The sequence below is a fragment of the Acidaminobacter sp. genome, from assembly GCF_030247605.1.
In the GTDB taxonomy this organism is placed as follows: Bacteria; Bacillota; Clostridia; order Peptostreptococcales; family Acidaminobacteraceae; genus Acidaminobacter.
In genome coordinates this window covers 1-14,235 of record NZ_JAOTSB010000016.1, presented here as the reverse complement: position 1 = coordinate 14,235, position 14,235 = coordinate 1, and the positions used below count along the sequence as shown (strand labels likewise).

10 protein-coding genes are annotated in these 14,235 nt (G+C 48.1%); 1 reads left to right on the top strand and 9 read right to left on the bottom strand.

Annotated elements, in window-relative coordinates:
- Positions 1–133: 133 nt before the first annotated feature.
- The 7 genes from OEL90_RS08875 to OEL90_RS08845 form a co-directional block, all read right to left on the bottom strand.
- Positions 134–2,443 carry an ABC transporter substrate-binding protein gene (locus tag OEL90_RS08875; RefSeq protein WP_291401538.1) on the bottom strand — a complete coding sequence of 770 codons (2,310 nt, stop codon included), beginning with the start codon at positions 2,441–2,443 and terminating at the stop codon, positions 134–136.
- Positions 2,444–2,727: 284 nt separating this feature from the next.
- Positions 2,728–4,137: an alanine/glycine:cation symporter family protein gene (locus OEL90_RS08870; protein ID WP_291401536.1), complete on the bottom strand. Its 1,410-nt coding sequence runs from the start codon at positions 4,135–4,137 to the stop codon at positions 2,728–2,730.
- Between the two features lie 336 nt (positions 4,138–4,473).
- A complete protein-coding gene (locus OEL90_RS08865; protein ID WP_291401534.1) occupies positions 4,474–5,313 on the bottom strand; it encodes a DNA-binding domain-containing protein in 840 nt (279 codons plus the stop codon).
- Positions 5,310–6,584 (bottom strand): sensor histidine kinase, encoded by a 1,275-nt coding sequence (locus tag OEL90_RS08860; RefSeq protein ID WP_291401532.1) that lies wholly within the window; start codon positions 6,582–6,584, stop codon positions 5,310–5,312. Before OEL90_RS08860 ends, OEL90_RS08865 begins: the two co-directional genes overlap by 4 nt.
- A gap of 158 nt (positions 6,585–6,742) precedes the next feature.
- The gene (locus tag OEL90_RS08855; protein ID WP_291401530.1) at positions 6,743–7,909 is read right to left on the bottom strand and encodes an amidohydrolase; all 1,167 of its coding nucleotides are present in this window, start codon (positions 7,907–7,909) and stop codon (positions 6,743–6,745) included.
- 137 nt (positions 7,910–8,046) lie between these two features.
- Positions 8,047–8,769 (bottom strand): hypothetical protein, encoded by a 723-nt coding sequence (locus tag OEL90_RS08850; protein ID WP_291401529.1) that lies wholly within the window; start codon positions 8,767–8,769, stop codon positions 8,047–8,049.
- 13 nt (positions 8,770–8,782) lie between these two features.
- Positions 8,783–9,505 (bottom strand): DUF5058 family protein, encoded by a 723-nt coding sequence (locus OEL90_RS08845; RefSeq protein WP_291401527.1) that lies wholly within the window; start codon positions 9,503–9,505, stop codon positions 8,783–8,785.
- 427 nt (positions 9,506–9,932) lie between these two features.
- On the opposite strand from OEL90_RS08845, the gene OEL90_RS08840 reads away from it, so the two are divergent.
- Positions 9,933–11,552 (top strand): PucR family transcriptional regulator, encoded by a 1,620-nt coding sequence (locus OEL90_RS08840; RefSeq protein ID WP_291401526.1) that lies wholly within the window; start codon positions 9,933–9,935, stop codon positions 11,550–11,552.
- 71 nt (positions 11,553–11,623) lie between these two features.
- Here OEL90_RS08840 and OEL90_RS08835 read toward each other — a convergent pair whose 3' ends face one another.
- Positions 11,624–13,138: a Ppx/GppA phosphatase family protein gene (locus OEL90_RS08835; protein WP_291401524.1), complete on the bottom strand. Its 1,515-nt coding sequence runs from the start codon at positions 13,136–13,138 to the stop codon at positions 11,624–11,626.
- A 111-nt stretch (positions 13,139–13,249) separates the two neighbouring features.
- Complete coding sequence (locus tag OEL90_RS08830; protein WP_291401523.1) at positions 13,250–13,597, bottom strand: cupin domain-containing protein; 348 nt, start codon at positions 13,595–13,597, stop codon at positions 13,250–13,252.
- Between the last annotated feature and the right edge of the window lie 638 nt (positions 13,598–14,235).

Genomic DNA, 14,235 nt, shown 5'->3' with positions numbered 1-14,235 from the left:
TCTTCTTTGGGTCATTCTTTTCGCTGTCGGAAGAGCGATGATTGGGTAAAGGGAGGAAGAAGGGAAGAAGGTGTCAGCGGCTAGTGCCTATCAACCCCTTCTTCCTCCCATTTACTTACAGCGCCTTACGCTGCTATTTCATTTGAAGCAGCTCAAGATCATTCATCCAACCCCAATAAGTGGTGATGTCCGGCGTGACGGTCTCCATGCTGACACGCTCTGGACTGAAGATGACGAGGTTTTGACGCTGATAGGTAGGAATTTCTACGCCCCAGTCGAGGATGAGATCCAGACATTGTTTATAGGTCGCTTTTCTGAATTCCTGATCCGGGCTCTTTCTTGCAGCTATGATCAGCTCATCCAGCTCAGGATCCGCAATATTGTAACTATTGCTGTCTGTGCCGCCCAAACCTTTGCCGTTTTTGCTGAAATAGACCTGATACATGTCAGGATCTATAGTTGAGCCCCAGGCTGCCGTCCACATTTCATGAGTGTTGGCATCCAGGGTGTCCCAAAGGAGATTGGCGTCCGCTGGGTCATTGATGGTCAGCGTAATGCCAATCGTTTCAAGGGCTGCTTTGGTATCGGTCAGAATCGCAAAGGCAGGGTGTTCGCCGGTGCCGTCGCCAGGGACTATGACCTCATAGTCCAGCTTCGCGCCTTCCGGCGCAGCGGTAAACTTGCCGGAGGCTTCGTCATAGACATAGCCTGCAGCTTTAAAGAAATCCTTGGCTGCGCTGAGGGCTTTCGCATACTTGTCTTCCGCTACCATACCCTCTGTGTAAATTGGCTGACCTTCTACGGTGTTCGAGTAAGCAACCTCATAGCCAGGATCAGATTTCTGAGGTGCTGCCCAAGAGGTGTTGGAAATTGGATAGTTTATGACGGCTGCCGCATCCCCGTAGTAGCTGTCTATCGCGACATCCCTATAGACGGCAAAGACAGTCGCGAAGCCTTTTCTCAGGTTTTTGCTGGCTTCAGAATCAGGCTCTCCCTTGACGTTGACCGTCTTGGAGTTGATCCCAATGTAGCCGTAGCCCAGGTTGTCGACCGAATTGGCAACAATCTTATCACCGTTGACTTCTTTATTGCTGTTATAGGACTTCAGCTCTTCAAATTTTGCCTTCGTGCCGGATGGATTGGCAACGTCGATGACGCCAGTGCCCACGCCTGCAATCATTTCTGCATCCAGCGTTTCTTTTAACTGGAGGTATTTAGTTTTTGGAGCGCCTTTATAGTAGTTTTCATTCGCTTCATAGTAGACGACCTTATCTTTGTATTCAATAAATTTGTAAGGACCAGCGCCCATCGGCATAGTGGTCTTGGCATCTACGCCGGAGAGGTCGCCGCGGGTAAAGCCAAATTTGTTGTTGTCGTAGTCGTACATGGCAACGTCACCATAGTAGTGCAGCGGCGCGACCTGGATGCCGCAAATGCTGTAAACCGCGGAGGCGTCGAAGCCCTTTGACTTAACTTCCACTTCTGTCTGGCTTAGCTTTTTGATGCCTTCGATATTAGGAACCTCGGTGCCATCTGAAGCGGCCAGCTTGTCTTTCAGAACCATACCGCTGACTTCACCCTCAATATCTGCAGCAAAATAGCTCTCACTGCCGCCGTAGTTAGCGCCAAGGGTTTTCCAGTCGGGACCGTATTGGGCAATAACATCTGCCACAACGGTCGCCTCATCCGCTACCGCAGTGGAATCATAGGCTTCATCTATACCATAGAAAAATGCGAACAGGTCTTTGGCGACTGGGTAATCCTTAGTGTACTTTTCGTAATTTGGATCCCCATAGATGCCTTTGACCCAATCCAGCTCTGAAGTAAGCACATCGCTGACGAATCCAGCCATGAACGTTTTCATTTCTTCAGTTGGATTCTCCATGGCGGCTGCGAGCTCTTCAGGTGTGACTGCCAGCTCTTCGGCCTTGGAGTTGTTCTCTCTGTAATTGACCATCCCGAGAATTGGGAAGGAATAGACGGTCGATGAGCCAGTGTAGGCTGGGTCCGACAAGACATAGAGGCTGAAGATAATGTCATCTGCGTCCATGACTTCACCGTCGCTGAACTTGACGTCGTCTCTGATTTTTATGTAGTAGGTGGTGAGGTCGGCCGCTTCGTCATAGTCAACTTTGATGTCCGCGACCCCTTTGTATTCATGATCTGTACCTTCATAGTTGACGGTTTCGCCTTCGATGGCATTATAAATAATGCCGCCAACGCGGTCCGTGGTGAGCAATTGTACTTGCGTCAAAGTAACCGCATCCATATCATAGCCTGTCGTCGCAAAGAACGGACTGAATTTCTGGCTGAAGGCCTGATAGCCTACGACCAGCGGTGTGGTGTTTTCAGGCTCCGGTGCCGGCTCTTCCTTTCCTGTACAGCCTGTGGCGAGGGACATAAGCAGCAGTAAAACCAGCAGTAACCCCAGTACTTTTTTCATGACTCTCCTCCCCTTTACTTGAATGTCTGTTTCGAGCGCTTTCGCGGCTCATAAAAGACTGATACCCAAAATTTGCAATTTTAACAAGGAAGACAACACACGCCATATTGCAAAGTTAAATCACGCCAAAACACAAAAAGGAAATATGCCAATTCATAAAATGAAAACGAGCCAAAACATAAAATGAAAACGAGCCAAAACATAAAACGAAATTGAGCCAAAACATAAAACAGGCAGGGAAATGGTCTATTAAACCATTTCCCTGCCTGTTGTCATTTTTCATCTTATGCTGCCATCTCTGCCTCGAACACAGGACGCGCTTCAGCTTGTTCTTGAGTACTGTCATAATGATTCAGAATTTCAATGACTTCTCTGGACATCAATAGTATGGCGATGATATTCGGAAGCGCCATGATGCCCATAAACAGATCCGCCAGCTTCCAGACAAAGGTCGCGTCAATGAGCGTCCCTGTAACTAAGGCCCCAATGACTACTGCCTTAAACACGTTCAGTGTCAGTGCTTTGGAGTTGAAAACCAGTTTGACGTTGGACTCCGCGAAGAAATACCAGCCTACAATGGTCGTCAGTGAGAAAAAGGAGAGGCAAGTCGAAAGGAACATGCCGCCAAAGACGCCGAACCCTGAGGCAAAGCCCAGCTGCGTCATAACGGTTGCTGAAGCAGTCATCTCCGCCGCGGATATACCCACATTATAGGAGCCGGAAGCCAAGTTGACCATAACCGTTGACAGACAAATCAGGAAGGTGGAGATGAAAACGCCAATCATGGCAGTGAAGCCTTGCTCTGCAGGATGTTTAGCGTCTGCCACCGCGTGGGAGTGAGGGGTTGAGCCCATGCCAGCCTCATTGGAGAAGAGCCCGCGCGCCAGACCAAAACGTACCGTTTGCTGTACAGTGATGCCCAGAACGCCGCCACCAATCGCCTGAGGCGCGAAGGCGCCAAGAACAATCATCTTGATGACCGGCAATAAATTTTCAAGGTTGAAAAGGATGATCAGCAAGCTGCCAACAATGTAGAGGCCCGCCATGGCAGGAACGACCGTTTCAGCGAAGGAGGCGATTCTGCCCATGCCGCCCATGAGGATTAAAGCGACAACGACTGCGAGGACGCCAGCGACCGCGAAAGCCGGTACTCCAAAGGCACTGCTGACGGAGCCAGCTACCGAGTTGGACTGTACCATGACACCTACAATGCCCAAAGCAATGATGCAGGAAACTGCAAAGAACATAGCCAGCGGCTTGGACTTCAGGCCGTTTTTTATGTAATACGCCGGTCCGCCGACCCATTCGCCGTTCTTTTCTTCACGGTACTTTTGAGAGAGGACTGCTTCGCTGAAGATCGTCGCCATTCCAAAGAAGGCTGAAACCAGCATCCAGAAGGCTGCGCCCGGTCCGCCTGCCGCAATTGCCGTGGCTACACCTACAATATTGCCGGTGCCGACCTGAGCTGCAACAGAAGTCGCCAGCGCCTGAAACGGTGACATTTTGCCTTCCTCTGCTTTTTCTTTTTTGATAATCGCGGTTACCATTTTTTTCAGTGCCGGCATCAGCCTTGTAAACTGTGGGAACCGCAGACGCACCGTCATGTAAATCCCAACTCCGAATAATGCCACTATCAATATGTAATCCCATAAAACCTTATTCACTGCATCGACAACAAAATTCATCATTTCCATTTTACCCACTCCTATTCGTTCTGTTTAAGATTCATTTCAAACACTTGCGACTAAGACAATACTTCGGGTGTTCAGACTATTCATTTATGTCGACTGCTCATCTGTTAAATTCATGTTAAACGACGACCTTCAGAAAGTTTCAAACGGTTTCGTAATAGTCAGAAAATTTAGTTTAACTTTTTTGTAACTTCCACAAGAAACTGCGAGGTGGAAAAAGGTGTCAGCGGCTAACGCCTATCAACCCCTTCTTTCAAACCCCTTCTTCCACCTTCAGACACCCTCTTCCCCAACAAAAAAACTGCCCCGCGGTTTGGTAACCTTCAGGACAGTAAAAAATCATATTTTGACGCTGCAGTAGGACAAGAGCCCGTCAATAAATTTTCCAATATTCACTTTGCCGCGCTTCTTGCTCTTTCCTCTTATGTAATCCATCTCGACTTTGATTTGCTCATAGCTGTAGAGACTGTTTGCGAACTCGTTCAGGGTCTCGTTCATGTAATCCTCAATCCCCAGGTGCGCAAGATTAGTCATCCCAATAGTCGCCGTCCGCCTGATTCTCTGTTCCATACTTTTGGTCTGGTCTGTAAATTTGCCGCAGATTTCCTTCACCGTGAAATCCGTCATACTCTTACCATTATCGTGCAGATATTTAACCAGATTGAAGATGTCCTGACTTCCCGCTTCACCGACAATCCCAATCTTCTGAAAAATTCTTTTGATTTCCTCTTCCTTGTTGTCCCGGACAACCTCAGATGTCGGCTCCAACGAGGCGGCAAATATATTCTGGATCTGGCTCAAAGTTCTGCTGAGGTTTATTTTCTCCTTGACCTTTTGAATGACGCTCTGGGTTTCGAGGGCGTTGATGGGCTTGGAGATATAATACTCGACGCCGCTCTGATAAGCCCTGCCTATCATTTCTTTGGAGGAGACCTGTGAAATCATGACGAATTGGACACCGGCCGTGACTTTTTTCACCTCTTGCACCAAGGTGATGCCGTCTTTCCCAGGCATCAGCAAATCGACCAGGACCAGATCCGGCTTAAGGGTCAGGATCTCATCATAAGCCTGAGCGCCGTCATTAGCCGTTCCCACGATCTGTCCCAGATCACAATCAATTATAATATGACTCAAATGCTTCATGACATTATTGTCATCTTCCACAATGTAAATTCTCATAGACTCGCCTCCAAAACCGCCTTTGGAATGGTAATTCTAAAAGTCGTCCCTTTGCCCTTGACGGACTCCGCCTCTATGGTGCCGCAAAGCTCTTTCTCCACAATGTTCTGGACAACGCTCAGTCCCAAACCCCTGTTGATATGGCCGGTGGCATAATTGATCTTGGTTGAAAATCCTGGCGTAAAGATCTGGTCTAAATCTTCTGGCTCAATGCCAGGACCCGTATCCGTCACTATAAAATAATGCTGATCCTGATCCGCATCATGGACCATTTTAATTTTACCTTCTTTTGTGTCCGCTTCAATAGCATCAATACTGTTCATCATTAAATTTCTTAAAATCGACATCAGAAAATAATGTTTAACCGTATAGAAGCTTTCGCCCGATTCAAACTCCAACTCAATCCTGCAGGCCATCTCCCTTATTTCCCGCACCATGGAATCATAGAGGATTTTGCAGATATCCTTAAACGACATCCCCCCAACCACGACCGCATCCGCAGTCAGCTCCTTGATTCCTCTGACTGCCAGTTCGTATTCCTTCTTGATTTCATGGACGTCCCGGGCAATGGTGACCGCCTTTTCCCCCCATCCCTCACGTCGGTGGTCGAACTTGATATCCTCAAACAGGGTATAGGCGTTGGTCATGACCTTTTCAATCTCTTCCATGTTCTTTTCCATCCAGTACATTTCCGACTTCAGCTGGGCGGTTAGCCAGACCAGACGGGCATACCTGACCTCGTGCTCTTCTTTCAGGAGCAGGATCTTATAGTAGCGAAGGCCGTTCAGCACAATCCAGATCATCAGCGAGCGAATCAGTGCGACAAATAAAAGGGTTATAGTGATTTCAGCGTCATAGGGGGAAGAAGAGAACAGAATTCTCGAGAAGATCTCGATCAGGTTTGCGCCCAGGTCGCTGATAAACAGGACTATGGCGAGGCGGTTGAGGTGGTCGCTCCCTAACCATCGGCTAAGCACCTGATAGATTATGCCGTAAAACAGATAGAACAGAATTTCAAATTGGTAGGAGAGCCAGACTTCTTGAATACTCCCATACGACAGCGCATGAATGCAGAGTCTTAAAGCATAAACCGAAAGGCCGGAGATGATCCCAAGTCGAATGGGCTTCAGCGGCTGATCCCAGTTCAAAATCAAAGCCAAAACGATAATGCCCGCAGAAATTCTGAAATCTGCGTTCAGCACGCTGAGGCCAATCTGCGACGCAGCGGCGACGAGGGCTGCTGCCAGGATATAAGGTTTAAGTAGTTTCATGTAGAGCCCTCCTTACTAAGCGAAATAGCAAACCGTTTCCAGCGCTTCTAGGCATAACCATTCCAAAAAGAGCCTGCAGATTGATTATATCACTCAATCTGCAGGCTGCTGAAATTATTATTTGTGGTACAAGAGATCAAGGCACTGCGTCCGCGATCTTATTTATTTAGGAAGTCCACTGCAAATTGGACGTGAAGGGCGGTTCCAAATTTGAAATAGTCTTCATCCAATTTGAATTTTTCATGATGAGGATAGTAAATGCTGTCTTTGGCTTCGTTTTCGTAGCCCAGCAATGCAAAGGCGCCTGGCGCGTGCTGGAAGTAAAACGGCATGTCCTCTGAGCCCATTAATTTCCTGGTCTCGATATTACGCTGCGAACCGAACACTTTCTCAGCTGCTTCACTTGCGATTTGGGTCACAACTTCATCATTACGCAGCGCAACCGCGCTCGGCTCAATATTGACCTCGACTTGAAGCTCATACATGTCGGCAATCGCTTTCGCGTGTCGTTGAATGCCCGCGTGGACAATTTCTCTGACCTTTGGATCAAAGTAACGCATGGAAATGTCCAGCTCAGTGTATTTTGCGACGATATTCGCCTTGGTGCCACCGACGAACTTGCCGACAGAAAGGACAACGGACTCTAACGGATCCACATTTTTTGTGACAATACCTTGAATGTCATTGACGAACATACACGCAGGATGAATGGTATCCTTCGCTTTATGCGGTGCTGAGCCATGGCCGGATATCCCTTCAAACTTGATGTATATGGTGTCGCAGCCCGCCATTCTGTAGCCTGGCGTCAGATCATAGTAACCTGTTTTCATGCCAGGCATGCCGTGCATGCCGAAAACTGCGTCTACGCCTTCCATGCCACCTGCAGCAATGATCTTATTTGCGCCAGCGAACATTTCCTCGCCTTCCTGGAAAAAGAGTCTGACTTCACCCGGCAGTTCTTCTTTCATTTCAGAGAGAATTTTCGCTGCGCCGAGCAGCATAGCTGTATGGGCATCATGGCCGCAGGCATGCATGACGCCTGGATTTTTCGATGTAAAAGGTACTCCGGATTGTTCAATAACCGGAAGTGCGTCTGTGTCCGCACGCAGCGCGACTGTTTTGCTGCCTTTTCCTGCATTGATTTTTGCGATCAAAGACGTGCTTCCTGCTTTTTCATAAGGGATGCCCAAAGCATCCAGTTCTTCCATGATCTTTTCCTGTGTCTTGAATTCCTGGCAGCTGAGCTCTGGATTTTCGTGGAAGTAACGGCGCATATCAATGACATAAGATTCGATTTCCTGTGCTTTCTTTAACATGTCTGACATCTTGATCCTCCTTCAGATGAAGGCCGCAGGCTTCATTGCTGAAGCCCGCGGCGCTTTTACGTCATTGTTCTTTTTAATTAAACCAAATTGACTGTCGTCCAGCGGTTTAAACTTACAGGTTCTATACAATAAATAGTTTATGTTTGTGAAGCAGTTTGTTTTGCATGATCTTTCTTTGCCATCAAGACGGAGTAAAGAATACCAAATACTGCAATAAGGCCTGTATCCGCAAGGGATATTGGTGTTGCGATATTAGCAGGCAAGAATTTTGGCAAAAAGCGTACGGTCACCATGGCCGCAGTTCCAATGGCAACTAATGCGACCAAGTTTGGCACTTTTACCTTAGAACCCATCATAACGAGCATTGCACCCAATATGCCAGGCAAAGCAAAGTTAAATGAAGCCACAATTGCTGGAGGTAGGACATTGATAAGAACCTGGCCAGCTACAAGAACCACTGCCAAAACAGCTAAATTAGTGAACGTGGATGAAATGAGGGCAAATATACCGGCAACTTCTGCTTCTTCTGATCCAGGGGCAAGTCCAAGCGCCTCCTGAGTACCAACAATTACGGGAAGTCGCATGTTGCCAATGTTGCCTGAAAGGAATGACATATAGGTTCCAGCCGGACCTAAGGTTGGGAAGTAGGAAATAGGTTCAACAAACCAGACGATTCCAACAAAGCCCGCTATGGAGATCATGCCGCTGACGATATCCGCGGAGTTTGGACGATAGCCCAGTACAAAGGTCAGATAGAGCGGAATCGACAGGGTGCAAAGGAATGCGACTGCAATGGTAAGCTGACCCCAAAAGTGAACGTCTTTATGAAATTGCTTTGGATTTTGATTATTATTTGTCATATTATTTGCCCCCTTATCTTAAGATGGTGCCTACGACCATAGCTGCAACAACCGCGAAGCCCATTGCCCAATCTTTAAGCCATTTTTTAGAACTGTCTTTTGAGACAATTTTATTGACAATAACAACGGATAAGGCACCAGCAATCAACGCTGCTAAAGGCGCAATAGTGAATGTTTTCGCCAAAAGACCTTTATTGATGACTTCTTTATAAGCCAGGGAGAAGAATATGACAAAAGGTGCAAAGAGAGACATGTAAGCAATTGTGAGTGGATTAGCTTTTTTGACCGTTACTTGGAGCTTATCGATATGTTTAGTCGCAAAGAATACAACAATTAACCATCCTGCGCCGCCTAACGTCATAACCCAAGCTGCTGCAGAGAGCATTTTAGGCGCAAAATCCGGTGTTCCTGCAGTACCGCCACTGCCAATTCCAGCTGCAATCATTTCAAAAGCAGCAGATCCTATAATACCAACCCTGGCTAAAGTAAGAGGGCCGCCAATTTGCGCAATCAGAGCCACCGCTACTGCAAAGACCGCGAAAGCCGGACCAATAGTTCCTATGAAACCAATTTTAAAAGCTTCCTTGACTTGTTTTGAACTTATAATGGACGTTTCCTTCACGTGCTTGTTTGCCAGTCGATAGAAAATAAAGCATTGAACAACAACGTTCGCAATAATAATCAGAGCCAAAATCCACATTATTGGGTTATTTGCAATTACCAATGTTTCTTTCATAATTAACCTCCATTTAATAAGATTTTTTCGCGAAGATGAGTTCCTGGACGAGTACGAGGGGGACAGCCTTCCATGTGGCAATCCACATCAGCAGGTTGCTGTCCATTTCAAATAGTTCGTGTTCAAACCTCCCGATAAATAATTTATAATTTCTGAATATTAAGTTATCATTTTGTAACCTCTTTTACATCGCAAAGAGATTTAGATTTGAAAACGAAATGTGAAACAAAAACATTATTTCGTGAAAGTAGTCCTTCTAAAGAAAATATTTTCACAAAAATGATTAAATTGCTCCTAAAATCGCCCAATTCTACCCAATCATACTACAATTATTATGAATTCAATTTGTAAGCCACATCAGAAAACGCTATAATGAACTTAGATTTTCAATATTTTTGCATATGATTGTTATAGGGAAGGTGAATTCATGGGCGTTTCTGTCGCTGAAATTCTGGAAAAAGATTTCTTCAGCCAATTTACAGTGGTCGCAGGTCACAAAGGTGTCCACAAACACATACAAGGTGTTGCCGTACTAGACGCACCGGATGGATTTGCCTTTACACGTGGCAGAGAATTCCTGATTTCATCAGGCTACGTCTTTAAACAGCAGCCTGATTTGCTTCCCCCTCACATTGAATCGGGCACCTTCCAAAGAATTTCCTGCGTTGGCATCAAGCTGGGCAGGTATCTCGACGAGTTCCCCCCAGACTTGATTAAAGCCTGCAACGATTATGATGTGCCGCTGTTGAGCATCCCGAAGGGTGTTCCCTGGATGGAAATCATGAATATGCTCAATGTCATTGTCATGAATAAAAATATACAGCAGTTCAACATAGGAAAGCTTCAATTCAATAACCTCTCCGACCTTTCCTATCACATCAGAAAAATCAAACGGATTTTGACTGCTATGGAAATCGAAATGGATTTCCCTACCATGATCTACAATCTGGTCAACGACAAAGCCTATTATAGCTCGGACCGCTTTAAAGCGATCTCTCAGGATATGAAACCGGAGGACTTCTGGAATCCCTCCTTTGATTTCAGCAAGGAAACCCTGTGCGACAATTTGAAAATGGCGAGATACCGCATTTTCGACCCAAGATACGAAAACCCTTACAGCTGGATCACGGTGCCTATCACGGTAGAAAACAAGATCAAGGCATATTTTGTTGTATTGGAAGCCACAGGACTCATAGATTACTTTGACCAATTTGCCCTCCGAACCGGCTATCTCCTTCTCCAGGAGCTTTACGAACAGATTCTCGTGACTCAGAGCATTGGCGACATTGGCTTTGAAAGCTTTGTCAACGCCTTGGTTTCAGGCAATTTGTCAAGGCCTGAGGAAATCCGCTCCCATGCGTCCGAACTCAATCTCAATCCGGACGCCGCCTATTACACTGTTGTGATCAGACAAAACAACAATGAGGTTTCACTGCATCAGAACCGCGAGCTGATCCGCAGTTCCATCCGCGGCATCTTCAGCAGCTCGGAATGCAGGACCGCTCTGCTGGATGACCATCACTGTCTCCTTCTCCTCGGAAACACCGAGCACCTCGAAGAAGGCAGCTATTTGAATGAGTTGAAAGCCAAGCTCAAAAAGCTAAACCAGCGCCTGGTCCTTGACATGGAAGGCGGCGTGTTCGAGTTTGGTGTTTCGGATCTGCCGGGCATCATTCACGAGCTGGACAGAAACTACCGTAGATGTTTGAGGGCTCTGGATATGGGCAGGCTGATCAGTCCTGACACCGTGTATTTCCGGTACTCACAGCTGGGCGCTCTGGCTTGGATCGACGTGCAGGCGGATGAAATAGAGATCATGATGCGCGACCTCAACAAGCTGCGCGCCAAGGATGACTCCGGCCAGCTGATCGAGACCCTCAAAGCCTATCTGGAGTGCCGCATGAACTTCAGCAACACAGCCAAAAAAATGTTCCTGCACATCAATACTGTGAGAAAGCGCGTGGAAGAAATCGAGGACTTGCTGCCTGTGGATCTCGAAGACCCTTCCATTCGCCTCAGGCTGGAGTTGCTGCTCAAATTGATTTAGGAATTTCAAAGTTTATGCTGATGGTGTCAGATTTGGACACCATCAGTTTTTTTGCGTGTTTTTTAAAAGACTCACTCCCGCACCACCCGCATCTTCAGGCCATACGCCTTCTCAAAATCCTCCGCAATGCGCATGGTCGCCACGCACTCGAGTTCCGTGTCCTTCTCCGACACCAGCCGGATGACCACTTCGCCATTTCCGGGCGTCACCACGAGGTCATCCACCACCTGGGACTCACTCCGGTCGATCCGCTCGGCGATCTGCAGCAGCACAGCCAGCCGTCTGAGGCGGTCCATGGTCTCTTTGCCCATAACGCCCCGGTACCGGTCCAGATCCTCCTTCAGCTTGGATTCCCGGTGGTGCCCTACCAGAAACGCGACCTTGACAATCTCCTCGTTGGTCAGGCCGCAAAGCCTTGCGTTTAAAGCCAGATAAAACCCATGCCGATGGTGATTGTAATACTCAATGTGCATCCCAATGTCATGGAGATGGCTGGCGGCGTCCAGGAGCCTGCGTTCATCATCGCTGTACGGCCCGAGAAGCCTCAGGGCGTCGAACAGGCGCAGGGTCAGTTTTCGCACGTGAGCCGTGTGGGGATTGTCCACATTGAAGCGCTTGCGGACGTTTTCGAGGCTGTGATCCAGGACGGAGGGCACGACCATCGGCATATTCTTTTCTTTGAAGTAGCGGCTGAAAAACAAGCCTTCCCGGAGGCCGTTGCCGCTGACGACAAACAGCTCCAGGGCCATAACGTTCGCGAGGACTTTCAGGGGCAGGACGCCGCCGGCGATGATATCCGAGCGGTCCTTGCCTATGCCGGGCAGGTCGGCGACTTTGTCCGGCGGGGTTTTGACAATGTCTGCGAGTAAGTTCGCAAGGTCGCTGCCGGGCATTCTGTAATTGTGCAGGCTGACGGTGGAGAGGGGGTCCTTGCCCCGGTGGACTTTGGCCACGCTGCGGAGGGAGCCGCCCAGACCGACGACCGGCAGGCCTTTGGCTTCCTTCAGCCACGGGACTTCCTTGTAGGCCTTGCGGATGAATTTTTCTGCTTTTTCCAGGCCTTTGAGGCGGTTTGCGTCGCTGAGGTAGCGCTCTGTTAAGATGACGCTGCCGAAGGGTAGAGAGACGGATTCCTTGATTTCCCGGTTGACAACCCAGGCCAGCTCAGTGCTGCCGCCGCCGGTGTCGATCATGAGGAAGTCTCTGAGGTCGATGGTGTTGACGACGCCCAGGTAGTCGTAATAGGCCTCGTCGTGGCCGCTGATGACCTCAAAAGTCATTTGGTGCTCGCGTAGGGCTGCGTCCAGGAAGTCGGAAGCGTTGGAGGCCTGCCGGACCGCGGCAGTGGCGACCGCCACGACTTTGGTGACCCCATAGGCTTCGATGAGCTGGTTGAAGAGTTTGATGGCGTTCAGGGTTCTGGTTATGGGCTCGGGTTTGAGGGTGCCGCCATCGGCTAAGCCCTCCGAGAGCCGGACCATGACCTTGGCCTGGTCCACCAGGCTGTAGGAGCCGTTCTTATAGACGTTGACTATGTTCATGCGCACGGAGTTGGACCCGAGGTCGATGATGCCATACCGTTCCATGGCGGTGCCCCCTTTATAGGTAGAAACCCTTCGCGCTCCGGTAGGAGCTCGAAGGGTTTTATATAAAATGATGTGGATAGCTGCATCAGGCGCTTAAGTGTCTGGCAGGTACTAGTAGTGGCCCTCATTTGGAACAATACAGATGAACTTGAGCGGCTTGTCCGTCAGATTTTTGAACTGGTGGAGCTCACCGCTCGGCACATAGGCGTAGGAGCCGGCCTCGATAGGATTTTCCTTGTCGTGGAGGAACAGGGTTCCGGAGCCCTCGAGCACATAGTTGATGTGCGGCCAAGGATGGGTGTGGCGCGGCGTGTAGCCGTGGCCTTCAATCTCAAACACACGCATGACATGGTCCGTCCAGCCTTCTTCTTTGGAAACCGGAACCTTCATGACGGCGCCTTTGACTTCCGGGTTGATGATGGGTTTTCCTTCAAGATCGCGAATATGGCCTATTGGCATAAGATCACCTCTGTATTGGATTGGGGTGGGTCGGTATGAATTGATAATTTTTGAGTGGGTGGGAAATTTTAGAGTGGGCGGAAAATTTTCAAGCACGCTCTAACAGGTCATCTATACCACAAAATTGGACCACGCAAACCCAAAATTGTTTGAGAATTGTACTAGGTACTCAGTTGAACTTGGTGACGCGGACAAAAACGAAACTGGTGACGCGGACAGTTTTGAATTTGGTGCCAGAGCTAGTACCCTGTAAATTCTAAAACTAAAACATACAACTGCGGTAAAATTTCGAAGTGCAAGGCGGAGGAAGTAGCGATACTAGGCAGTATCGCGGATAACGACAACGCAGCAATGCGGAATTTTAACCTGTTGAATGCCGAGTTTTAGTGTTTACAGGGTACTAGGTGTAAATTTACACTTTCAAGCGAAAAAATAGCCGATAGGTCACGCAATTACTTGATGCGTGACCTATCGGCTATATATTTTCTTTTACCGGATTAACCATCTATAGTCCTGTCTGCAATCCATGATCCAATCTATAAAGACAATCTGCTCTTTGACCTGATAAAGGATGAGATACCTTTTCTCAATAACCATTTTCCGATATTTGTTGGCGGGCAAAAAATCAGCCGAAATAT